The sequence below is a fragment of the Micromonospora sp. WMMD975 genome, assembly GCF_029581215.1.
Lineage (GTDB): Bacteria > Actinomycetota > Actinomycetes > Mycobacteriales > Micromonosporaceae > Micromonospora.
Window position 1 is genome coordinate 4,370,328 of sequence record NZ_CP120739.1, and the last position, 21,402, is coordinate 4,391,729.

16 protein-coding genes and 2 tRNA genes are annotated in these 21,402 nt (G+C 73.5%); 7 read left to right on the forward strand and 11 right to left on the reverse strand.

What is annotated here, in order from left to right; translation table 11 throughout:
• Positions 1–40 precede the first annotated feature (40 nt).
• Positions 41–114, reverse strand: a tRNA-Pro gene (locus O7613_RS19045).
• Positions 115–273: 159 nt separating this feature from the next.
• Here O7613_RS19045 and O7613_RS19050 point away from each other — a divergent pair.
• Positions 274–344: transfer RNA gene (locus O7613_RS19050), tRNA-Gly, on the forward strand.
• Positions 345–374: 30 nt separating this feature from the next.
• Here the strand turns inward: O7613_RS19050 and O7613_RS19055 are convergent.
• Positions 375–4,889, reverse strand: a complete 4,515-nt coding sequence (locus O7613_RS19055) for a serine protease (protein ID WP_282289484.1) — start codon at positions 4,887–4,889, stop codon at positions 375–377.
• A 22-nt stretch (positions 4,890–4,911) separates the two neighbouring features.
• A complete protein-coding gene (locus tag O7613_RS19060) occupies positions 4,912–5,238 on the reverse strand; it encodes a trypco2 family protein (protein WP_281587069.1) in 327 nt (108 codons plus the stop codon).
• 280 nt (positions 5,239–5,518) lie between these two features.
• On the opposite strand from O7613_RS19060, the gene O7613_RS19065 reads away from it, so the two are divergent.
• Positions 5,519–8,515: an Hsp70 family protein gene (locus O7613_RS19065; protein WP_282289485.1), complete on the forward strand. Its 2,997-nt coding sequence runs from the start codon at positions 5,519–5,521 to the stop codon at positions 8,513–8,515.
• A gap of 216 nt (positions 8,516–8,731) precedes the next feature.
• Here the strand turns inward: O7613_RS19065 and O7613_RS19070 are convergent, their stop codons facing one another.
• The gene (locus tag O7613_RS19070; RefSeq protein WP_281587067.1) at positions 8,732–9,262 is read right to left on the reverse strand and encodes a hypothetical protein; all 531 of its coding nucleotides are present in this window, start codon (positions 9,260–9,262) and stop codon (positions 8,732–8,734) included.
• Between the two features lie 99 nt (positions 9,263–9,361).
• Here O7613_RS19070 and O7613_RS19075 point away from each other — a divergent pair, with 99 nt between their 5' ends.
• Complete coding sequence (locus O7613_RS19075; RefSeq protein ID WP_282289486.1) at positions 9,362–10,582, forward strand: GNAT family N-acetyltransferase; 1,221 nt, start codon at positions 9,362–9,364, stop codon at positions 10,580–10,582.
• A gap of 553 nt (positions 10,583–11,135) precedes the next feature.
• The gene (locus tag O7613_RS30810) at positions 11,136–11,471 is read left to right on the forward strand and encodes a hypothetical protein (RefSeq protein WP_348775420.1); all 336 of its coding nucleotides are present in this window, start codon (positions 11,136–11,138) and stop codon (positions 11,469–11,471) included.
• 27 nt (positions 11,472–11,498) lie between these two features.
• Here O7613_RS30810 and O7613_RS19085 read toward each other — a convergent pair whose 3' ends face one another.
• The 4 genes from O7613_RS19085 to O7613_RS19100 form a co-directional block, all read right to left on the reverse strand.
• Positions 11,499–11,969 (reverse strand): ribose-5-phosphate isomerase, encoded by a 471-nt coding sequence (locus O7613_RS19085; protein WP_281587065.1) that lies wholly within the window; start codon positions 11,967–11,969, stop codon positions 11,499–11,501.
• A gap of 75 nt (positions 11,970–12,044) precedes the next feature.
• Positions 12,045–13,244 (reverse strand): DUF1015 family protein, encoded by a 1,200-nt coding sequence (locus tag O7613_RS19090; protein ID WP_281587064.1) that lies wholly within the window; start codon positions 13,242–13,244, stop codon positions 12,045–12,047.
• Between the two features lie 128 nt (positions 13,245–13,372).
• A complete protein-coding gene (locus O7613_RS19095; RefSeq protein WP_282289487.1) occupies positions 13,373–13,660 on the reverse strand; it encodes a hypothetical protein in 288 nt (95 codons plus the stop codon).
• A gap of 199 nt (positions 13,661–13,859) precedes the next feature.
• The gene (locus O7613_RS19100) at positions 13,860–14,486 is read right to left on the reverse strand and encodes a DsbA family protein (protein ID WP_281587062.1); all 627 of its coding nucleotides are present in this window, start codon (positions 14,484–14,486) and stop codon (positions 13,860–13,862) included.
• A gap of 255 nt (positions 14,487–14,741) precedes the next feature.
• Between O7613_RS19100 and pepN the strand changes: the two genes are divergently transcribed.
• Together pepN and O7613_RS19110 are read left to right on the forward strand one after the other, a co-directional pair.
• Positions 14,742–17,288, forward strand: a complete 2,547-nt coding sequence (pepN, locus tag O7613_RS19105; RefSeq protein ID WP_281587061.1) for an aminopeptidase N — start codon at positions 14,742–14,744, stop codon at positions 17,286–17,288.
• 84 nt (positions 17,289–17,372) lie between these two features.
• The gene (locus O7613_RS19110) at positions 17,373–17,936 is read left to right on the forward strand and encodes a Uma2 family endonuclease (protein ID WP_281587060.1); all 564 of its coding nucleotides are present in this window, start codon (positions 17,373–17,375) and stop codon (positions 17,934–17,936) included.
• Between the two features lie 63 nt (positions 17,937–17,999).
• Here O7613_RS19110 and O7613_RS19115 read toward each other — a convergent pair whose 3' ends face one another.
• From O7613_RS19115 to O7613_RS19125, 3 genes are all read right to left on the reverse strand, one after another.
• The gene (locus tag O7613_RS19115; RefSeq protein ID WP_281587059.1) at positions 18,000–18,413 is read right to left on the reverse strand and encodes a DUF5130 family protein; all 414 of its coding nucleotides are present in this window, start codon (positions 18,411–18,413) and stop codon (positions 18,000–18,002) included.
• A complete protein-coding gene (locus tag O7613_RS19120) occupies positions 18,400–18,684 on the reverse strand; it encodes a hypothetical protein (protein ID WP_281590124.1) in 285 nt (94 codons plus the stop codon). The genes O7613_RS19115 and O7613_RS19120 overlap by 14 nt, the downstream gene beginning before the upstream one ends.
• A 72-nt stretch (positions 18,685–18,756) precedes the next feature.
• Entirely contained in the window at positions 18,757–20,220 is a 1,464-nt protein-coding gene (locus O7613_RS19125; RefSeq protein WP_281587058.1) for an amidase, read from the reverse strand.
• Positions 20,221–20,403: 183 nt separating this feature from the next.
• On the opposite strand from O7613_RS19125, the gene O7613_RS19130 reads away from it, so the two are divergent.
• On the forward strand, positions 20,404–21,357 hold the full coding sequence (locus tag O7613_RS19130) for a dienelactone hydrolase family protein (RefSeq protein WP_282289488.1): 954 nt from the start codon (positions 20,404–20,406) through the stop codon (positions 21,355–21,357).
• Positions 21,358–21,402: the final 45 nt, after the last annotated feature.

Here is a 21,402-nt window from a genome sequence, read left to right on the forward strand (position 1 = left end):
AAACCGGTGGTTCCCGGGACGATCCGGTCGCGAACGACAGTCGGGGTGGCGGGATTTGAACCCACGGCCCCTCGCTCCCAAAGCGAGTGCGCTACCAAGCTGCGCCACACCCCGTGGCGACGAAGAGTGTATGCCGTCCGGGCCCCCGCGTGGGTGACCGGGGCGCACCGTGGGATCCGCGCCGTGGGCGGCGGCGCCGGCCGGGTGGGCGCTGCGCGCCGGGGCCGGAGATTGGGTACGCTGTCGCATGCGCCCCGCCGCGGTGGGGGGCTCGCGGGCGTAGCTCAATGGTAGAGCTTCAGTCTTCCAAACTGACTACGCGGGTTCGATTCCCGTCGCCCGCTCCGCGATCTCGCGTGCCGATGGCCGCCCGCTCAGGTGGTCATCCGATCCAGCTGGGCGCGCAGCGTGCCGGCGGCCGGGGCGGCGGCGTGGTCGGCGAGCCACGCCCGGGCATGTCCGACGGCCGAGGCGGCCTGATCATCCGACAGCTCTCGCTGCAGCAACGCCTGCAACACGAAGCGCGCCCCGGACGTGCCGGCATGCGCGGCCAGCCACGCCAACGCGTAGCGGACTACCGAAGCCGCCTGCTCGTCCGACAGCTCACGCCGCAGCAGCGGCTGCAAGACAAAACCGGCACCGGACGTGGTGGCGTGAACGGCGAGCCACGCCGACGCGTGCCGAACGACCGAAGCCGCCTGCTCGTCCGGCGACTCCCGTTGCAGCAACGGCTGCAACACGAACCGCGCCCCGGGCGTGACCGCGTGCACGGCCAGCCACGCCGACGCGTACCGGACCACCGAAGCCGCCTGCTCGTCCGACAGCTCCCGTTGCAGCAACGGCTGCAACACGAACCGCGCCCCGGGCGTGACCGCGTGCACGGCCAGCCACGCCGACGCGTACCGGACCACCGAGGCGGCCTGCTCGCCGCGGGACGGTCGTTGCAGCAGGGGGCGCAGCACGAACCGCGCGCCGATATCGGTGGCGTGCCCCGCGAGCCACGCCAGGGCGTGCCGGACGACCGTGCCGGCCTGCTCACCGGGCAGCCGGTGTCGTAGCAGCGGTTGCAACACGAAGCTGGCGTTGAACGTGGCGGCGTGCGCGGTGAGCCACACCAGGGCGTGCCGGACCACGGTGGCGGCCTGCTCACCGGGCAACTCACGTTGCAGCAACGGTCGCAGGACGAAGCCGGCGTTGAGAATGCCGGCGTGCGCGGTGAGCCACGCCAACGCGTACCCGACGACCGTGGTGACCTGATCGTCGGACAGCTCACGTTGCAACAACGGTTGCAGCACGTAGCCGGCGTCGACGGTGTCGGCGTACCCGGTGAGCCAGGCCAGGGCGTGCCGGACCACGGTGGCGGCCTGCTCTGCGGGCAGTTCGCGATCCAGCAACGGGCGCAGGACGAACTGCGCGTCAAGGGTGGCCGCGTACTCGGTGAGCCACGCCAGGGCGTGCCGGACGACGGCGCTGACCTGCCCGTCGGACAGGGGACAGTGCAGCAGCGGTTGCAACACGAAGCCGGCGTTGCGGGTGGCGGCATGCTCGGCGAGCCACGCCAGGGCATGCCGGACGACCGTGGCGGCCGGCCCGTCCGGCAGCTCATGTTGCAGCAACGGACGCAACACGAAACCGGCGTCGAGAACGACCGAGTGATCATCGAGCCACGCCAGGGCATGCCGGACGACCGTGGCGGCCTGCCCGTCCGGCAGCTCACGTTGCAGCAACGGACGCAACACGAAACCGGCGTCGACGATGTCCGCGTAGTCGGTGAGCCACGCCAGGCCGTGCCGGACGATGCTGGTGGCCTGCCCGTCTGGCAACTCGCGTTGGAGCAGGGGCCGCAACACGAACTGCCCGTCGAGGGTGGCGGCGTGGACGTCGAGCCACACCAGGGCGTGCCGGACGGCTGGTCCGGCCTGCTCGTCGGGAAGCTCGCGTTGGAGCAGGGGCCGCAACACGAACTGCCCCTCAAGGGTGGCGGCGTGGACGTCGAGCCACACCAACGCCTGCCGGACCACGCTGGTGGCCGGCCCGCCGGACAGCTCACGTTGCAGCAACGGACGCAACACGAAACCGGCGTCGGCGATGTCGGCGTAGTCGGTGAGCCACGCCAGAGCATGCCGGACGACCTTGGTGGCCTGCTCGTCGGACAACTCGCGCTCCAGCAGCGAACGCAGCACGTACTGCGCGTCGAGAGTCATCGCGTGGTCATCGAGCCAGGCCACGGCGTTCCGGACGACGCCGCTGGTCTGCTCGCCGGACAAGTCACGATCCAGCAGCGAGCGCAGCACGAACCGCGCGCTGAAGGTGGCCGCGTGATCATCGAGCCACGCCAGGGCGTGCCGGACGGCGACGCTCGCCTGCCCGCCGGACAACTCACGACCCAGCAGCGGGCACAGCACGAAGCCGGCGTCGAGAGCGGCCAGGTGATCATCGAGCCACGCCAGGGCGTGCCGGACGGCGACGTCCGCCTGCCCGCCGGACAACTCACGGCTCAGCAGCGACTGGAGCACGAACCGCGCGTTGAAGGTGGCGGCGTGGTCGTCGAGCCACGCCAGGGCGTGCCGGACGACTTTGGCGGCCTGCTCGTCGGACAACTCGCGGTCCAGCAGCGGCTGGAGCACGAACTGCGCGTTGAGCGTGGTGGCGTGGTCGTCGAGCCACGCCAGGGCCCGCCGTACGACCACTGCGGCCTGCTCGTCGGAGAGCTCCCGCTGCAACAGGGGACGCAGGACGAAGGTGGCTTCCGCCCGATGGTGGACCGCGAGCCACTCGATCGACTCGCGCACCAACCGATCGTCGGAGACCGAGGCCCGCAGGCCCTTGTAGAGCAGGTGGCGGGCGGAGAACGTGCGGGCGTGTACCGCCAGCCACGGCGCTACGACGGTGTCCCACCTGCCGAACGCGACGGGCGACCACGAGGGGTTGTCCATCACCGCGCCGAGCGCGTACGCCCCCTCGTCCTGCTGCTCGGCGAGCAGACCACCCACCTCCCGCTCGTGACCCTCCAGCCAGTGTCGGCAGTGTTCCTGCAACGGGCCGGACCGCTGCTCCAGGGTGAGGTCGCGCATCAGGCGGCCCAGGTTCGTGGCGTACCTCCCGATCGTCCGACCTCGGGTCAGCGAGGCGGCCAGGATCCGGTCGGCGACCGCGGAGCGCACCGTCCCGCTGCCGGGCCGATGGAAGGTGCTCTCCGTCAGCTGGTCCGTGACGATGTCGTGCACGGTCGTGTACTCGCCGAAGCTGGGCACCAGCCAGCCCATCGTGAGCAGGATCCCGAGCAGGTGTTCCGCCCGCTCGGTGTCGCCGCCCGCGACGCGGCCCCCGCAGGCGATCAGGCTCGTCCGCTCCTGCGGGGCGGCGACCGCCATGGCGACACACGTCTGGAGTTCCACGCTCGGCTCGGGGTCGCTGATCAGGCTCACCGCCTGCGGGAGCAGGCCGTCCTCGCGCAGGCGCCGGTTCAGCCAGTCGACGAGTTCCCCGGGACGGACGCTCGGGAGCGCGCGGTTGAGCGTCCCCGCCTTCGCGCGCGTCTCCGCCTCAAGGGCGACGAGCATGGCGATGATCGGCCGGCTGCCGCAGAGCTCCAGCAGGCGTTCCTCGCCCAGCATGGCCAGCGCGGTCGGGGACAGCGAGGTCACCACCTGCTGGCGGATCCTGGCCGCCTGCTGGTCGTCCGGAGCCAGGCGGACGAGGTCGAACAGCGGAGTGAGCTCGGCTGCCGTCTGAAGTTGCCAACCGGGCCGCGCGGACGCCAGCAACGCCGCGCGGGTGCCGTGGCGCCTGGCCTCCGGCAGCACCTGCTGACGGAGGCCGGGCAGGTCGAGGCCCCGGCACTCGTTGAGGTAGTCGAGGATCACCAGAGTCCGTTCGCTGCCCACGGACTGCAGCGCTTCCGCCACATCCGCGTTGGTGACCAGCGGCTCACCGGACTTCACGTGCAGGACGGTCCACCCGTCCTTCTCCGCCCGCATGCCGACCTCGAAGCAGGTGCGCGTCTTCCCGGCCCCGGCGGCGCCGACCAGGAGCACGCCCGACCGTCCGGCCGACTCGTTCAGCCGCTCGAGCAGGCGGTCGGGATGCGTGGGCGCCGTGGCGTCCATCGGCGGCACGAAGGGCAGACACTCCTCCTGCAGGTTGCGCAACAGCCCGTCCAGGCCGGCCACCTCGTCCGCGTGCGGAACGATGCCCGGCGGTAGTTGCGGCTCGTCGGCCTGGCCCTTCGCGGTGAGGCGGACGACGTCGTCCGGGGCGACCCCGACCCAGTTGCCGAACACCCCGTCCCTCATCAGCGAGCTGACCCGCACCGCCTCCAGGCGTCCCGGCCCGAAGCTGTTCGGGTCGGCGACCACCACCCCGAGCACGACGCGGCCGTCGCCGCTGAGCAGGGCGGCACCGGACTGGCCCGCCCAGCCCGAGCGCGGTCCACCTGACGTGGCCACCCGCTCGTGCGGCGGAGTGAGAACGCTGTTGAGCGCATAGCGGTCCCGCTCGACGCCGGTCCCGGGCGCCACCAGCCACGCGTGTTCCTCGACCCCGCTCCGTCCGTCGGCGTCCACGCTCGCCAACGGGTAGCCGACCGTGAGGCATTCGACGGGCTGCGGGCCGGCGAGTTCGCCGTACCGGATGTCGGGGGTGGACTCGGGCCAGCCGGCCTGCGGCACCTGGACCAGCGCGGCGTCCAGGTGCAGGTGGTCCGCCCGCCACACCACGGCGCCGTCGCGTTCGGCGTCCCCGTGCACGCGGACGCGGCAGGTCGCGCCCAGCGGGCCGACCACGTGGCCGGCGGTGAGGATCAGGTTGCGGCCGACCACATGTCCGGAGCCACGCCGCGCCCCTTGCACCAGGGCCAGGCGAGCGATGTGCGAGGCGACCGACTGCATCCCCGATGTCCCCCCGGTCGGCTCAGCTGTCGTCGCCGATGAGGGTCTCCCCCGATGCCGGTAGCAGGGTGTCCCTCGGCTTGAGGGTGAGGGTCATCCGATGGGTGGCCGTGTTCGTGTGCTTGCGCCCACCGCCGGCCGACAGCACACGCCACAGCGTCAGCTTGCCGGAAGCGTCGCGGGCGGCGTCGACCACCAACTCCAGCTCAAGCTCGATCGAGTCGACAGCGAACCGGATCTGGGAGTCGGCGCCGTCGGCCAGGGCCTCCGTGAGCTCGGCGCGGAGCAGCCCGATCGCGGTCGACAGGGAAACGCCGTACTCATCCATCAGGACGGTGCCGTCGTCCACGAACTACCTCCGTGTCTGGGTGGCCCACGTATAGACGGAAAGGGTATCGGCCCGGCCCAGTCCCGGAACGCCGCCGAGGACGCGCATAACGGCGCAAACAGCCACAGCTGGGTCGGTCGGTGCGGTGCCCGGGTCGGCAACACGACAGCCGTGACCACCGGCTTCGACTCCGACGACCCGACCGCTGATTTCCGCCCGGGACGCGGGCCGGGGAGCGCGGCGGCGCGGGCTGCGTACGATGCGGGACCGGACAAGCCCCCGTCGGGTGGAGGTAGCAAGGATGTCAGGCCAGCGGGACGGTTTCGCCCTGGGCGTGGACCTCGGCACCTCGAACACGGTGGCGGTGCTACGCCGACCGGACGGGACCACCCGCCCGGTGCTCGTGGACGGGCAGCCGATCCTGCCGTCCGGGGTGTACGCCGACGCCGACGGCCACCTGCACGTCGGGCGGGACGCCCAACGGCTGGCCCAGGCCGACCCGGTCGGTTACGAGCCGAACCCGAAGCGCCGGATCGACGAGCCGACGGTCGAGCTGGCCGGGCGGGCGTACCGACCGGCGGAGCTGCTGGCCGCGGCGCTGCGGGCGGTCGCGGACGCGGCGGTGGCGTCGGTCGGCCTGCTGCCCCCGGCGGTGGTGACCCACCCGGCGGCCTGGGACCCGCCCCGGCGCCAGGTCCTGCACGACGCGCTGGAACTCGCCGGCTGGCCGGCGGCGGCCGAGCACACGCTCGCCGGTCCGATCACGCCCGGCACCCGCCTGCTGCGCGAGCCGGTGGCGGCGGCCCGCTACTACACCCAGGTGCTGCGCCGGCCGGTGCCGGTGGGCGGCGCGGTGGCGGTGTTCGACTTCGGCGGCGGCACGCTCGACGTCGCGGTGCTCCGCAACGAGGGCGCCGACCCGTGGGGCGACTCCGGCTTCCACCTCGTCGCCACCGGCGGGCTCGCCGACCTCGGCGGGCTCGACCTGGACGCGGCCCTGCTCGGGCGGCTCGGCGAGCTGGTGCGGCCGGCCCATCCCCGCCAGTGGGCCCGGTTGGCCGAGCCGGCGGCCACCGCCGACCGGCGGGACCGGCAGCAGCTCTGGGACAACGTGCGCGGCGCGAAGGAGATGCTCTCCCGGGCCACGGTCGCGCCGGTGGCCGTACCGGGGGTCGAGGCGGCGTTCCCGCTGACCCGGGCGGACTTCGAGCGCCTCGCCGCGCCGCTGCTCGCACGCGCCGTCGCCGAGACCCGGAACGTGACCGCCGCCGCCGGTCTGCGCCCGGAACAGCTCTCCGGCCTCTTCCTGGTCGGCGGGTCGACCCGGGTGCCGCTCGTGGCCCGGCTGCTCCACGCCGAGCTGGGCATCGCGCCGACCGTGCTGGAACAGCCGGAACTGCCGGTCGCCGAGGGGGCGCTCACCGACCTGCCGCTGCCCCGCCGGGCCGGTCGGCCCGCCGCGCCGGCGCAACCCGTGCGCCCGCCGGCGGAACCCGAGGGGCCGCCGGCGCACGCCGACCCGGCCGACCCGGCCGGCACGCGGGGACCGGAGACGACAGTGGCCCACGCGACGCCCGGCCCGACCCGGGAGGACCGGGCCGCGGCGTTCGGCCCGCACGGCGCGGCCGCCGACGCGGCGACCACCGCGCCCGGCGGCCCGCACGGCACGCTCGTCGCCGACCCGGCCCGTCCCACCCCGCCCGGGTACGCCCCGACCTCCGCACCACCCGGCCCCACCCCGCCCGGGTACGCCCCGACCTCCGCACCACCCGCACCCATCCCAGCCGCATACGCGCGAGGGCACGCGTACCCTGCTCCCCCGCCGCCCGGTTCCGACGCGTCGGCGTACGCCGCGCCCGGCGTACCCCCTTGGCCCTCCTCGCCGGCCGGTCCCGGCGGGCCCGGATCGCCGGCTGGCGCGCCGCCGGCCGGCGGTGGCCGACCGGGACGCAGCCGGCGCGGTCGCTGGATCGCGCTGGGCGCCGGCCTGACCGTGGTCGGCCTGGTCGCCGCGACGCTGCTCTGGGTGTTCCGGGACCGGCACCCGGCGCTCGACTTCCACTCGCCGGAGCTGGTCGGGAGCATCGCCGCGGGTGACGAGCGGCCGGACGGGATGTTCACCGCGATGCTTGCCGACCGCGCCTACCTGGCCTGGTCGCTGCCGGACGACCGGCTGAACGTGGTCGCCGTGGACCCGGCCACCGGTCGGAAGATCTGGGAGAAGCCGACCCCGGCGAGCGCCGACCGGTGGGCCGGGATCCGGGCGCTGCCCGACGGGGTCGCCGTCGTCGCCGACGCCTCCGGTTCCAGCACGCCCCGGCCCCTGCTGGTGCTCGACGGCGGCAGCGGTGCGCAGCGGTGGGCCGTCGACATCCACGGCGACGACGAAATCCTGCCCGGGGCCGACACGCTGGTCTGGGTGGACCGCGCCGGCAACCGGCTGGTCGGGCTGCGGCTGGACGACGGCCGGCCGCGGTGGACGCGGGACAACCCACGCAGCGAGTACGGCGACACGCGCACCGTGGTGGTGCCGGTCGGCACCGGCGCGGCGCTCGACGGCGCGGCATACGCGGACGGCTCGCCGCGCGCGCCCTGGTCCGGCAGCGCGGACCGGCTGGTGCAGGTCGGCGCGGACCGCTCGGTGCGGGTGCTCGCCATGACGGACGGGAAGATCCTGCGCAGCCGGGGCAACGTGGCCGACCTCGACGACCCGGTGGCCGCCCGCGACGACCGGTTGTACGTGGCGGAGAGCGGCCGGAGCCTGCGGCTCGTGTCCTACGATCTCGGCGCGCTCGGCGTGCCCGACGTGCTGTACGAGGCGACCGAGGCCGGCAGCCGGGCGCAGGCGCTTGTCAGCTGCGGCGAGCACCGTGCCTGCCTGCTGGAGGTGCCGAGCGCCGGCGCGGACGACGCCCGGGTGGTGGTGGCCACCGAGGGCGAGGACAGTCGGCACTGGCCGGCGCCACGGACGCGGCGGCTGGTCCCGCTCGGCGACCACCTGCTCGCCGAACGGGACACCCCACGGGACGCGGTGACGCTGTTCACGCCGGACGGCACGGTCAGGTTGAGCGACCGCGACGGCGTGGCGGTCCGGCTGGACGCCGGCAACCTGCTGCTGTTCGACAAGGAACCGAGCGGCTACGAGGACGACCGCGTCCTGGCCGGGCTCGCGGTGGACGGCAAGCCGTACGAGATGGGGAAGGTGACGCAGATCCGCAGCGAGTCCTGCTCGTGGAACACCGAGATGCTGGTGTGCGGCGCGGAGAAGGAGTTCCGGCTGTACCGGTTCGCCGGGTGACCGACCCGGCGGTGACCGAATGTGAGCTTGAGCGGGAGTGGGCGACGCCGCCCGTGAGTTCGCGGAGCGCCGCTCACCCCGACGGGCGACGGATGAACCGGGCCGGGCCGGGTAATGCCAGCGCCGTCCTGGTGGAGTGACGGCCGGCGTCGCGGCGTACCGCGACCGGGCGCGCGGGCGGGCGGCACCACGCCGACCCGCCCGCCGCCACGCGGCTCAGTTGCCGGTGACCCAGTTCCAGGCCGAGACCACCCACTCGGTCTGCTGAAGATAGGCCACGCCGACGCCGGCCAGGAACAACGCGGTGATCATGTGCGCGCCGCGGGCGCTGCGGCGCACCCGGCCGAGTTGCCGTTCCAGGATCAGCCGGCCGAGCAGCCGCACCAGCGCGAACACCCCGACCGCGGTGAGCAGGCTCAGCACGAACGTGAGCAGCGGCGCGATCAGATTCCCCCGGCCGGAGATCGCCCAGATGCCCCAGCAGACGAACGCGAACAAAGCGCCGGCGGCACTCCACTCCCCGCCCCGACGGGCCTGCGCGAGGTGCCAGCTCATCGACCGGCGCGGCGCCGACTCACCGGCCCAGTCGCCGTGCTCCACCGTGGGGAAGGGCTCGGTTCGGGGCGTACGCGGCTGACCGACCGCCGCCACCCCGCGCTGGAACGCGTCCCGCTGCCCGGGTGCCACGTCCGGCTGGGGCGGCACCTCCACGGTGCGTTCCGCCCACGGTTGTGTCTGGTCCGCCATCTTCCGTCCTCCCCCTCGACCGACGTCGGCCTCGGTTCCGAGGGTAGCCACCCCGCAAATAGGGTGCCGACCCCCACGGTGGTGGGGTAGACACGTGCGATGACCGACGCGGTGGTGCCCCGGGCCGAGGACTTCGACGAGATCGCCGCGCTGCTGGCCCTGGCCTTCCACGGCGAGATCGACCCGGAGGTGCAGGAGGTCGAACGCCCGATCTTCGAGCCGGAACGCTCGCTGCTGGTCCGCGACGGCGGGGCCCCGGTCGCGCACGCCGCCGCGTTCGGCCGCGACCTGACCGTGCCCGGGTCGACCGCGCCGGCCGCGCACGTCTCAATGGTCGCGGTCGCGCCCACGCACCGCCGGCGCGGCCTGCTCACCGGGCTGATGCGGCGGCAGCTACGCGACATCCGCGACGCCGGCCGCGAGCCGCTCGCGGTGCTCTGGGCCAGCGAGGGCCGCATCTACCCCCGCTTCGGCTACGGCTCGGCGGCGCAGCGACTGATGCTGACCGCCGACACCACCGGGCTGCGGCTGCCCGCCCCGACGCCCGCCGAGGGCACGCTTCGCCTGGACCGACCGGCCACGCACCGGCACGAGCTGGCCCGGCTGTACGAGCGGGCACGCGCCGACCGCCCCGGCTGGTCCCGCCGGGACGAACGCTGGTGGGCGTACGTCCTGGCGGACGTGAAGAGCCGGCGGGACGGTGCCACCGAGCGCCGGGTGCTGTTGCACGACGGCCCGGACGGGCTCGACGGGTACGCGCTCTACCGGACGAAGGAAGGGTGGAGCGGCGACGTCCCCCGGGGCGAGGTGCGGGTCGACGAGGTGGTGGCGGTCACCCCGGAGGCGTCCCTGGCGCTGTGGCGGCTGCTGCTCTCGGTCGACCTGACCCGGCGGTTGTCCTTCCCGACCGCCGCCGTGGACGAGCCGCTGCTGCGCCTGGTGGACGAGCCCCGGCAGCTCGCCCCGCAACTCGCCGACGCGCTCTGGGTGCGGGTGGTGGACGTGCCGGCCGCGCTCGCCGCCCGCCGCTACGCCGCCGACGTCGACGTGGTGATCGAGGTCACCGACGAACTGCTGCCGGAGAACAGCGGGCGGTGGCGGCTGGTCGGCGGGCCGGCCGGCGCGGAATGCACGGCCACCACCGCGCCGGCCGGGCTGGCCTGCGACGTCCGTGCGCTCGGTGAGCTATATCTGGGCGGCGTCACCCCGGCCGCGCTGGCCGCCGCCGGCCGGGTCCGCGAGCTGCACCCGGACACGCTCACCGCCCTGACCGCGGCCTTCCCCTGGCACCGCGCCCCCGCCCCCATGGAGGTCTTCTGAGTGGCTGCGGGCCTGCTCGTCGGGCTTATACGTGGGCGCGGCCGGCACGTCATGGGTGTCTGAACGGCCTGGGGCCACCCATGGCGTTCCACCCACTGCGCCCGTCCCATATGGTGGACAATCCATCTCCCATATCAGGAGCCGGAGAGATCTTGGAAGCTAAGCGCCCCTCCAGGGGCCGTTTCCCTCCAAGATCTCGGCCTGCACGCGGCGATCTAGGAGTTGTGGCACCTCGTCTGGATTATCCCAACCCACCTCATGATCGACCGGCGAGAACCGGCGCGGGATGGACGGGCGGGGGCGGGAAAGTGGACGGTGGGGGCGGTACGGTCGGGGGGTGGGTGAGGCAGAGCGACGGCGACGGCGGCTGCGGCATCACGGCGAGGCGAGCGGTCCCGCCGACGCCAGCGTCAGCGCCGGGGAGATGAGCGGTCCCCCCGACACCAGCGCCAGCGCCCGGACGAGCGGCCCCCCCGACACCAGCGCCCGGAACATGAGCGGTCCCCCCGACGCCGGCGTGAACGCCGGGGAGATGAGCGCGAGCACGGCCGCGGTGCACGACGACGTCGCGCCCCGCCCCGGGCGCGGCGTCCGACGCGGCGAGCCCGAGCCATCGGATGACGGCGTCAGGGCACCACGCTTCGCTCGACGCGCCGAGTCGGAGCCGGAGCACCGGGGCCGACGTGGCGCACCGTCCGCCGACGAGGGCGAACGCGGACTGCGTGGCCTCGTCGGCTCGGGATCGTCGCAGGTGAGCGTGACCGCCGCGATGCGGGCCCGGGACGCCGCCCGCCCCAGCGAGGACGACCTCGCCGAGGCGGAACAGCGAGTGGTGCTGGTCCGCCGCAACTGGGTGCCCCGCGAAGAACTCCCACGCGGCGGACGCTGACCGACGCGCCGCCCCGGACGCGACCCGTCAGGCGGGCAACTCGGGCAGCCGGCGGCTCTTCTCGTAGTCGGCCACCTGGGCGATCCGCCGACTGTGCCGGGGGTTGCCGGAGAACGCGGTGGTCAGGAACGCCTCGACCAGGGCGGTGGCCTCGTCGAGCGTGTGCTGCCGCGCCCCGATCGCGATGACGTTGGCGTCGTTGTGCTCCCGGGAGAGCTGCGCGGTGTCGACGTTCCAGGCGAGCGCCGCACGCACCCCCGCCACCTTGTTCGCGGCGATCTGCTCGCCGTTGCCGGAACCGCCGATCACCACGCCGAGGCTGCCCGGATCGCCGACCACCCGATCGCCGGTGTGCAGGCAGAACGCCGGGTAGTCGTCGTCCGGGTCGAAGGTGCGCGGACCCACGTCCACCACCTCGTAGCCCTGTTTGGCCAGGTGATTGGCCAGGTGCACCTTCAGCTCGAAACCGGCGTGGTCGGATCCCAGGTAGACGCGCATACCGCGCAGTCTGACAGGCCCGCCTCCGAGCCGGTGCCCGGGCAGCGGCCCGGAGGCGGATTCGTCACACGCCGATCAACGGGGGATCTCGGCCACCACCAGGCCGGCCCGTGCCTTCGGGGTGAACCAGGTGCTCTTACGCGGCATCTTCTCCCGGGCCAGGTTGACCGCGACGAAGTCGTCCACGGTCACGGGCGCCACCAGCACGGCCAGCTCGGCCCGGCCGGCGTCGACCTCGCCGGTGAGCCAGCTCGCCGGGTAGTCGCCGCCCACGTACGTGATCCGCTTGTCGCCCGGGTCGAGGCCCAACGCCTCACGCAGCAGCAACCGCTCGACGAGCGCGTGGTCGAGGTTCTCCAACCGGTCGTCGCCGGTGTGCGGCAGCGTCACCGCGTACCCACCGCTGGCGAGGTGGAGGTGCACGGTGCCGCCGGTGGCCGGGACCTCGACCGGGCCGGCGGCCGGGGTGACCTCGGCGCCCGCGGCGCGGAGCCGGTCGAGCAGCTCGTCCGGGGTGGTGGTCAGCTCGCTGACCAGCCGGTTGTAGGGCTGGATGGCGACCGACGCAGGCGTGGTGATCACCGAGAGGAAGCGCGGGAAACCGCCGGTCTGCGCGGCCAGGCTGCGGTGGTTGCCGTCCGCGACCACCAGCTCGCCGCCGCCGGCCAACGCGGTCAGCTCGTCCTGCGCCGGGCCCGGGCCGACCAGCCAGATCGCGTGGGTACGGCCGGACTGGTCCAGGTCGGTCGCGGCGGGAGCGCCGGCCGCCTCGGTGGCCGCCGCGAGCGCCGCGTGCAGCTCGTCGCCGCGCCCGGTCTGGAGCAGGAGTACGGGCGAGAGCAGGTGACCGAGCGCCTCGGCCAACGCGACGCGCTCCCGCACCTTGGCGATGAACACGTCCTCGTTGCGGATCACCAGGCCGGGCTCGTCGGCGCGGGTGGAGATCTGGTCGGTGTCGACCATCGCCCACAGCCCGTACGCGCTCTCCTCGCCCGGCGCGCTGATCCGGTAGAGCACCACGACCTGCTCGGCCGGGGTGTAGCTGCCGTCCGCCTTCGCCTCGGTGAGGCGGTCCACCGCGTCCGGGAGCGCCTCGAGGAACGAACTGCCGAGGCTGCCCGGCGCCCGGTGGGGCATCTCGATGCCGAGGGCACTGTGCGGGTTCGCCTCGACGATGGCGGTGATCTCCGCGTCGTCGGCGAACTCGTCGTAGTTCTGCGCGCCGGTGCCGCCAGTGGTGATCCAGGCCCGGGCGATCGGATGCACGACCGTCATGCCCGCTGACGCTACCCGCGCCCGCCCCGCCCTCGCCGCCGGACTCACCTCCTCTCACTGAGTGAAAGGCGGGGGCCCCGCTTAACGCCTCCGGTAGAGGAGGGGGCCCCGCTTAACAATCGGGCGACTCATGCGGTGACGTTGCGGTGCCGGCCGACGGCGGGCGAGCGGCGGGCCGGCACGGTCGCGCGGGAGCCGGCGTGGAGGCGTACCGTCGTCGCCCCGACGGCGGCCGGGTGCACCCGGGAGGTGGCCGCCACCCGGGCCACGCCGACCACGATCGGCGGGGCCAGCAGGTCGGCCAGCTCGGGCGCGCCGGAGGGCCAGCCACCCTCGGCCACCGACCAGTACGTCGCACCGGAGTCCTCGGCCGCCGACGGCGGCGCGTCGTCGGACAGACGGCGGTGCTTACCCATGAGTACGCCTCCCGGAGCTGCCGTGGCGCGGCCACGGTCGGGCCGCCGGCTGGAACACCCGGTGAAACGAGCCCCGCACCGGCCCGGTGACGGGCGGCACGGGGCTCGGCGCGCGGCGCGGCGCCTTGAGCGGGGGTGTGGTGTTAAGCGGGGCCCCCTCCTATACCGGAGGCGTTAAGCGGGGGCCCCTCCTTACACCTCAGTCGAAGATGGGGGGCTGGGTGCGGGTGCGCTTGAGCTCGTAGAAGCCGGGCGTGGCGGAGACCAGGAGGACGCCGTCCCACAGGCGGCCGGCCGCCTCGCCCTTCGGCGCCGGGGTGATCACCGGGCCGAAGAAGGCGACGGTCCCGCTGCCGTCCGGACCTGGAGCGTGGACCACGGGGGTGCCCACCTCGGTGCCGACCGGGCGCATGCCGGCCTCGTGGCTGGCCCGCAGCGCGTCGTCGTACTCCGTCGACTCGGCGGCGTCGGCGAGCGCCGGGTCGAGCCCGACGTCGGTGAGCGCGCCCACCAGCATGTCCCGGCCCAACTCCTCCTTGCCGAGGTGGATCCGGGTGCCCATCGCGGTGTAGAGCTTCGCCAGCGTCTCGGCGCCGTGCGCCTGCTCGACGGCGACGCACACCCGCACCGGGCCCCAGCCCTTGCGCATCAGTTCCTGGTATTCCTCCGGCAGGTCCCGGCCCTCGTTGAGCACGGCCAGGCTCATCACGTGGTAGCGGATGTCCACGTCCCGGACCTGCTCGACCTCGAGCAGCCAGCGGGAGGTGATCCACGCCCACGGACACAGCGGGTCGAACCACATGTCCGCGGTGACACGTTCGGTCACGGTGTCGTCCCTTCACGTCTTTTCCGCGCCGGAACCCCGACGCCTGCACGGCGCCGGAACTCCGACGCCTTCACCTTCCGATCCTCACCCCGCGCCGCATCGACCGGTAGCGGAATGAGAGCGTGACCTCGACCACCGAATGCGGTGCGTGCATGGAAGACTCGGTTCTCGGCGGGCCGTCACGAGCGGACCCGGCAGAGACCGGTGCCGCGGGGCGCGGCGAGACGAGTGGGATGGAGACGAACAGTGCCGGGAGTGCGCAACCTGACCCAGGTCGAGGCGACCGAGCGGGCCCGCCTGCTCGAGGTGACCGGGTACGACATCAGCCTTGACCTGTCGACCGCGGTGCAGCCCACCGGTCGCACGTTCCGTTCGGTGACCGAGGTCCGGTTCCGCTGCGCCGAGCCGGGAGCGACCACCTTCATCGAGGCGGCGGCCGACTCGGTGCGTGCGGCCACGCTCAACGGCGAGGCGGTCGACCTGTCCGGCTGGTCCGCCGAGAAGGGCCTCACGCTTACCGGTCTCGCGGCCGAGAACGTCCTCGTGGTCGACGCCGACTTCGGCTACTCGAACAGCGGGCAGGGCCTGCATCGCACTGTCGACCCGGTGGACGGCGAGACCTACCTCTACAGCCAGTTCGAGACCGCCGACGCGCAGCGGGTCTTCGCCTGCTTCGACCAGCCGGACCTGAAGAGCGTCTACACCTGGCACGCCACCGTCGCCGACCACTGGAAGGTCGTGTCGAACATGCCGGTGGCCCGTGAGGAGGCCGCCGGTGAGGGCCTGAAGACGCTGCACTTCGCCGTGTCGGAGCGGATGAGCACCTACATCACCGCGCTCTGCGCTGGGCCGTACCACGAGGTGCGGCACACCCACGACGGCATCGACATGGGCTACTTCTGCCGGGCCAGCATGGCGCCCCACATGGACGCGGACGAGCTGCACCTGATCACCACGCAGGGCTTCGACTTCTTCCAGGAGAAGTTCGGCGTGCGCTACCCGCTGCCCAAGTACGACCAGCTCTGGGTGCCGGACTTCAACGCCGGCGCGATGGAGAACTTCGGCTGCGTCACGCACGCCGAGTCGCACTACATCTTCCGTTCGCAGGTCACCGACTTCGAGTACGAGCAGCGCGCCAACACGATCCTGCACGAGCTGGCGCACATGTGGTTCGGTGACCTGGTCACCATGCGTTGGTGGAACGACCTGTGGTTGAACGAGTCGTTCGCCGAGTGGGCCAGCCACTGGTGCAACACGCACGCCACCCGCTTCACCGACGCCTGGACGACGTTCCTGTCCATCCGGAAGAACTGGGGTTACCGGCAGGACCAGCTCTCCTCCACGCACCCGGTCTACTGTGAGATGCCGGACCTGGAGGCCGTCGAGGTCAACTTCGACGGCATCACGTACGCCAAGGGCGCCAGCGTGCTCAAGCAGCTCGTCGCGTACGTGGGCGAGGAGCCGTTCGTGGCCGGTCTGCGGGCCTACTTCGGCAAGCACGCCTGGGGCAACGCCACCTTCGACGACCTGCTCTCCGAGCTGGAGGCGGCCTCCGGCCGGGAGCTGCGCAAGTTCGCCGCCCAGTGGTTGGAGACCGCGCAGGTCAACACGCTGCGCCCGGAGGTGACCGTCGACGCGGACGGCGCGTACGAGCGGGTGGTGGTCCGGCAGGAGGCGCCGGCCGGGCACCCGACGCTGCGCACCCACCGGATCGGCGTGGGCCTCTACGACCTGACCGACGGCCGGCTGGTCCGCCGGGAACTGGTCGAGGTGGACGTGACCGGCGAGCTGACCGAGTTGTCCGCGCTGCACGGCAAGCCCGCCGCGGACGTGCTGCTGCTCAACGACGAGGATCTCACCTACACCAAGCTGCGGCTGGACGAGCGGTCCATGTCGACGGTGGTGCAGCACATCGCCGGCTTCGACTCGTCGCTGGCCCGGGCGTTGTGCTGGACGGCCGCCTGGGACATGACCCGCGACGCCGAGCTGTCGGCGCGCGACTACGTGGCGCTGGTGTTGGCCGGACTGACCGCCGAGACCGACATCAACCTGGTGACCGCCACGTTGCGGCAGGCGACCACCGCGCTCACCTTCTACGCCGACCCGGCGTGGGCGCCGACCGGCTGGGCCGACGTGGCCCGTACCGCGCGGACGGCGCTCGCCGCGGCCGAGCCGGGCAGCGGGTTCCAGCTCGCCTGGGCCCGGGCGTACGCCTCGTCGGCCCGTTCCAGCGAGGACCTGGCGACGTTGCGCGGCTGGCTGGACGGCAGCGGGGTGCCGGGCGGGTTGACCGTCGACACCGAGCTGCGCTGGACCGTGTTGCAGTCGCTCGTCGCCAACGGCGCGGCCGGGGCCGCCGAGGTGGACGCCGAGCTGGCCAACGACCGCACCGCGAGCGGCGAGCGGGAGGCCGCGTACGCGTACGCGCTGGTGCCGACCGAGGCGAACAAGGCGGCGGTGTGGGCACAGCTCACCGGCCCGGAGGCGCTGCCCAACTGGCGCAACCGGGCGCTGTTGCAGGGCTTGACCCACCCGGCGCAGGTGGAGCTGACCGCGCCCTACCGGGAGCGTTACTTCGACGCGGTGGATCAGGTCTGGGCGCAGCGGGACAGCGAGCCGGCGCAGGAGTTCGTGCAGCTCGCCTACCCGTCGTACCTGGTCGACGAGGACACGGTCGCGGCCACTGACGGGTGGCTGGCCCGGGACGGCCGGCCGGCGTCGCTGCGCCGTCTGGTGGCCGAGGGCCGCGACGGCGTGGTCCGCGCGCTGAAGGCCCGCGAGCGGGACGCCCGCAGCGCCTGATCGGGGGTACGCCGGCCGGGGCCGGCGTGGGCGCAGGCCCGCGCCGGCCCCGGCCGCTTATCGTGTACGGAGGAGGTGGACGTGATGGCACAACCGACCCACGAGTGGCGCCCACCGGAGCGGCCGTGGCAGGAAGACGATCTGTCCGACCTTCCGGAGGACGGAAACCACTACGAGATCATCGACGGGAGCCTGCACGTGACCCCACCGGCCCTGCCGGAGCACCACGAGATCGCGGACGATATCCGGATGGCCTTGCGACAGGTTGCCCCGGAGGGTTGGCGGGTGATTCGCGAGATCGGAGTACGAGTGCCGGAGGGCAACTTGATTCCGGACATCACCGTACTCAAGCCGGATGCACCTCGGAAACAGATGTGGGCAGAACCGACGAACGTTGCGCTGGTTGTCGAGGTGGAGTCGCCCAACAGCCGGCGGCATGATCGTTTTACCAAACCCGCGCTCTACGCCGAGGCTGGCATCTCGCACTACTGGCGGGTCGAGCAGGGGGACTTCGGCCCGGTCGTTTACCGCTACCACTTGGTGAAGGGCGTGCACTACGACCTGGTCGGGACTCTCGGGCCGGACGATCCGGTGCAGCTCGACGAGCCATGGCCGATGCGGCTCGATCCGTCCGCCTGGCCCCGCTGAGCGCGCGAGAAAGCCCGGCCCGCACGTACGCGGGCCGGGCTTCGTCGGTGTGCGGCCCGGTGATCAGCCCTTGCCGGCGTGGCTGGCGAGCTGGTCGAGGCCCTGGATGACGCCGCCGGCCAGGTCGCCGCCGCCGAAGGCGGCCACCATGGAGAGCGCGGCCAGTTTGGCGTACGTGTCGGGGATGCGCTTGCGCGCGTACTTGCCGGTGACGATCTCCAACTGCCGCTGGTTGGGTGAGATCGCGATCAGCACCGACTTGTCCGGCTCGGCGAGCTGCCGGTGCAGCCGCTCGGCGTGCTCCCGGACCGGCTCGTCGAGGCCGCCCACGTAGATCGAGAAGATCAGGCCGGTGCCCTGGTCGGCCAGGCGGAGCGCCTCGTCGATGCGGAGCAGTTGCCGGGTCGAGAACGGCCCGTCCAGCACGTCGGGCGGAGTGTCCGCCCCCGTCGTGGGCCGCGCTTCACCAACGGTCACTTGCGCCTCCGGTTCCACCGGCCGGCGCCTCCCGGCCGGCCTGCTCCTGCTTGCGGCTCGTCAGCGCCGGCGCCTGGGCGCCGGCGGTCAGCGCGGCGCCGGCCGAGTCGGCCAACTGCTCCGGGCGGCCCAGGAACCACACCGGAGTGAAGTCGAAGGGCCGGCCCGGCCGGTAGCGCTTGGCGCCGCCACCGTGGCCACGGCTGCCGGCCGCCGCCAGGCCGGCGATCAGCAGCACCGCGGCGAGCGGGATGCCGGCGAAGAACACCAACGTCTCGGTAACAGACAATCCCAACGCCCCCAGGCGGAAAGAGACCAGGAATGTTCCGGGTCGGATGGACGGTCACGACGGGCCGTGCCCGACCTCGCTTGTGCTGTTCACGTTAGCGGAGTCGACGGCCCGCCAGATTGCGGGGTGCTGATCCCATCCGCCACAGCGGTGCTCCAGTTGCGCGGCTGTGGCGATCAATGTGGCGTCGTCGCCGTACCGGCCGGTGAGCAGCACCCCGACCGGCAGGCCCTCGGCGGTCCGGCCGACCGGCAGCGAAACGGACGGATCGCCGGTGACGTTGAAGACGGCGCAGTACGGCGAGAAGCGCCGCTGCCTGTCGAAATCCTCCGCCGGGTCGAGCGCGGCGAACGCGCCGACCCGCGCCTGCGGCGCCGCGAGCGTGGGGCAGAGCAGCAGGTCACAGCCGGCGGTACGGCGTACGCCGCGGCGTACCTGGGCCTGTAGCTCGCCGAGCGCGGCCATCAGCCGGCCGGCGCCGATCGCCGCTCCGCGCTCGCGCAGGAGGCGGGTCAGTGGCAGCAGTTCGCCCTCCCGGCCGGCGGGCACCGGGGCGAGCGCCAGCGCGTACCAGACGGTTTCGAACATCGGCCACACCTCGGGGCCGAGCGGTGCGGGGACGTCGACCACCTCGTGGCCGGCGTCGGCGAGCAGCGCGGCGGCCCGGTCGACGGCGGCGACGCAGTCGGGGTGGACCGGCTCGTCGGCGAGCATCGGGGTGGTGAAGCGGCCGATCCGCAGCCGGCCGGGGTCGGCGCGGCGGGCGGCGCCGAGGTGGCCGCCGGCGGGTGTGGCGGGCGGCAGGTACGGCTCGCCGGGCACCGGCTGCGCCAGCACGTCGAGCAGCGCCGCCACGTCGGCGACGGTGCGGCCGAGCGGCCCGTTGGTGGGCAGCCCGAACGCGCCGAAGCCGAGCGGGCCGCCGGAGACCAGCCCCCGGCTGGGTTTGTGGCCGACCAGGCCGCAGAGCGCGGCCGGGATGCGCAGCGAACCGCCGCCGTCGGAGCCCTGCGCCACCGGGGCCAGGCCGGCGGCCACCGTGGCCGCCGCGCCGCCGCTGGACCCGCCGGCGGTGTACGCCGGGTCCCACGGGTTGCGGGCCGGCGGCGCGACCCGCCCTTCGGAGTAGAGCGAGCAGCCCAGCTCGGAGGTGGTGGTCTTGCCGAGGCTGACCAGCCCGGCGTCGGCCAGGAAGCGCACCACGTCGGCGTCGACGGGCGGGACGAAGTCGGCGAAGGCGGCCGAGCCGAACGTGGTCCGCACCCCGGCGGTGAGCGTCAGGTCCTTGATCGCGGTCGGCACCCCGTGCAGCGGCCCGCGCTCCGGGGCGGGGACGGCGTCGGCGGCCCGCGCGGCGGCCCGGGCCCGGTCGGCGGTGACGGTGACGAACGCGCCGACGGTGTCGCCGAGCGCGTCGACCCGGCGCAGGTGGTGCTCGACGAGTTCCAGGCTGGACAGTTCGCCTCGACGGATGGCGGCGGCCTGTTCCAGCGCGGTCAGGTCGTGCGGCTCGGCCATGGCCACCATCCTGCCCGTTCGGCGGTCGGTCGGCCGGACGACACGTCCGGCCGGCGGCGGCCCGGCCATACCCGGCTGGCATGACCGGATCGGGATTGCCCGGCCGGCGCGGGGGCACGGACGATTGACAAATCGATCGACCCCGATTGATGTCGCCGCAACCACCACCCCAGGGAGCGTGCCGTGCAACCCGTACCCGACCCGCAGAGCACCCCACCCCCGACCCGGCCGACGCGCCGCCGCCTACCGCACGCCCTGCGCCCGCTGCTCGCGCTGGCGCTGACCGCCGCCGGGCTCGCCGCGCTGCCCGTGGCGCCGGCCGGCGCCCGCGACGGCGCGCCCGCCACGGCACTTGCCGCGAACCCCTACCAGCGGGGCCCCGCGCCGACGGTGGCGAGCATCGAGGCCACCCGCGGCCCGTTCGCCATCGCCCAGACCACTGTCGCCGCGTCGAGCGTGAGCGGCTTCCGGGGCGGGACGATCTACTACCCGACCAGCACCGCCGAGGGGACCTTCGGCGCGGTGGCCGTCTCCCCCGGCTTCACCTCCAGCCAGTCCGCGGTCGCCTGGCTCGGACCGCGCCTGGCCTCCCAGGGCTTCGTGGTCATCACCATCGACACGCTCTCCGTCTACGACCAGCCGGCCAGCCGGGGCACCCAACTCCTGGCCGCCGTGGACTACCTGGCCAACAGCAGCTCGGTGCGTACCCGGGTGGACCGGAACCGGCTCGCCGTGATGGGACACTCGATGGGCGGCGGCGGCAGCCTCTCGGCGGCAGCCGCCCGGCCGAGCCTCCAGGCGGCGATCCCGCTGACCGGCTGGCACACCGTGAAGAACTGGTCGTCGGTGCGCGTGCCGACGCTTGTCATCGGTGCCGAGAACGACACCACGGCCCCGGTCTCGTCGCACTCGGAGCCGTTCTACACCAGCCTGCCGGCCAGCCTCGACAAGGCGTACCTGGAGTTGAACGCCGCCGGCCACTCGGCGCCGACCTCGCCGAACGTGACCATCGCGAAGTACAGCATCTCCTGGCTCAAGCGGTTCGTCGACGACGACACCCGCTACGAGCAGTTCCTCTGCCCGGCACCCCGGGGCAGCGCCATCCAGGAGTACCGGGACACCTGCCCGCACTCCTGACCCGCCCACGCGGAAGTTTCGGGTTCGTCCGTCGCCGGATCGGCG

Bases quoted from the DNA above. Each gene is read 5' to 3' on its own strand.
- O7613_RS19085 (WP_281587065.1), bottom strand. From the start codon at position 11,969: ATGCGCGTCTACCTGGGATCCGACCACGCCGGTTTCGAGCTGAAGGTG.
- O7613_RS19110 (WP_281587060.1), top strand. From the start codon at position 17,373: ATGGCACAACCGACCCACGAGTGGCGCCCACCGGAGCGGCCGTGGCAG.
- O7613_RS19055 (WP_282289484.1), bottom strand. From the start codon at position 4,889: ATGCAGTCGGTCGCCTCGCACATCGCTCGCCTGGCCCTGGTGCAAGGG.
- O7613_RS19065 (WP_282289485.1), top strand. From the start codon at position 5,519: ATGTCAGGCCAGCGGGACGGTTTCGCCCTGGGCGTGGACCTCGGCACC.
- O7613_RS19075 (WP_282289486.1), top strand. From the start codon at position 9,362: ATGACCGACGCGGTGGTGCCCCGGGCCGAGGACTTCGACGAGATCGCC.
- O7613_RS19090 (WP_281587064.1), bottom strand. From the start codon at position 13,244: ATGACGGTCGTGCATCCGATCGCCCGGGCCTGGATCACCACTGGCGGC.
- O7613_RS19125 (WP_281587058.1), bottom strand. From the start codon at position 20,220: ATGGCCGAGCCGCACGACCTGACCGCGCTGGAACAGGCCGCCGCCATC.
- O7613_RS19070 (WP_281587067.1), bottom strand. From the start codon at position 9,262: ATGGCGGACCAGACACAACCGTGGGCGGAACGCACCGTGGAGGTGCCG.
- O7613_RS19095 (WP_282289487.1), bottom strand. From the start codon at position 13,660: ATGGGTAAGCACCGCCGTCTGTCCGACGACGCGCCGCCGTCGGCGGCC.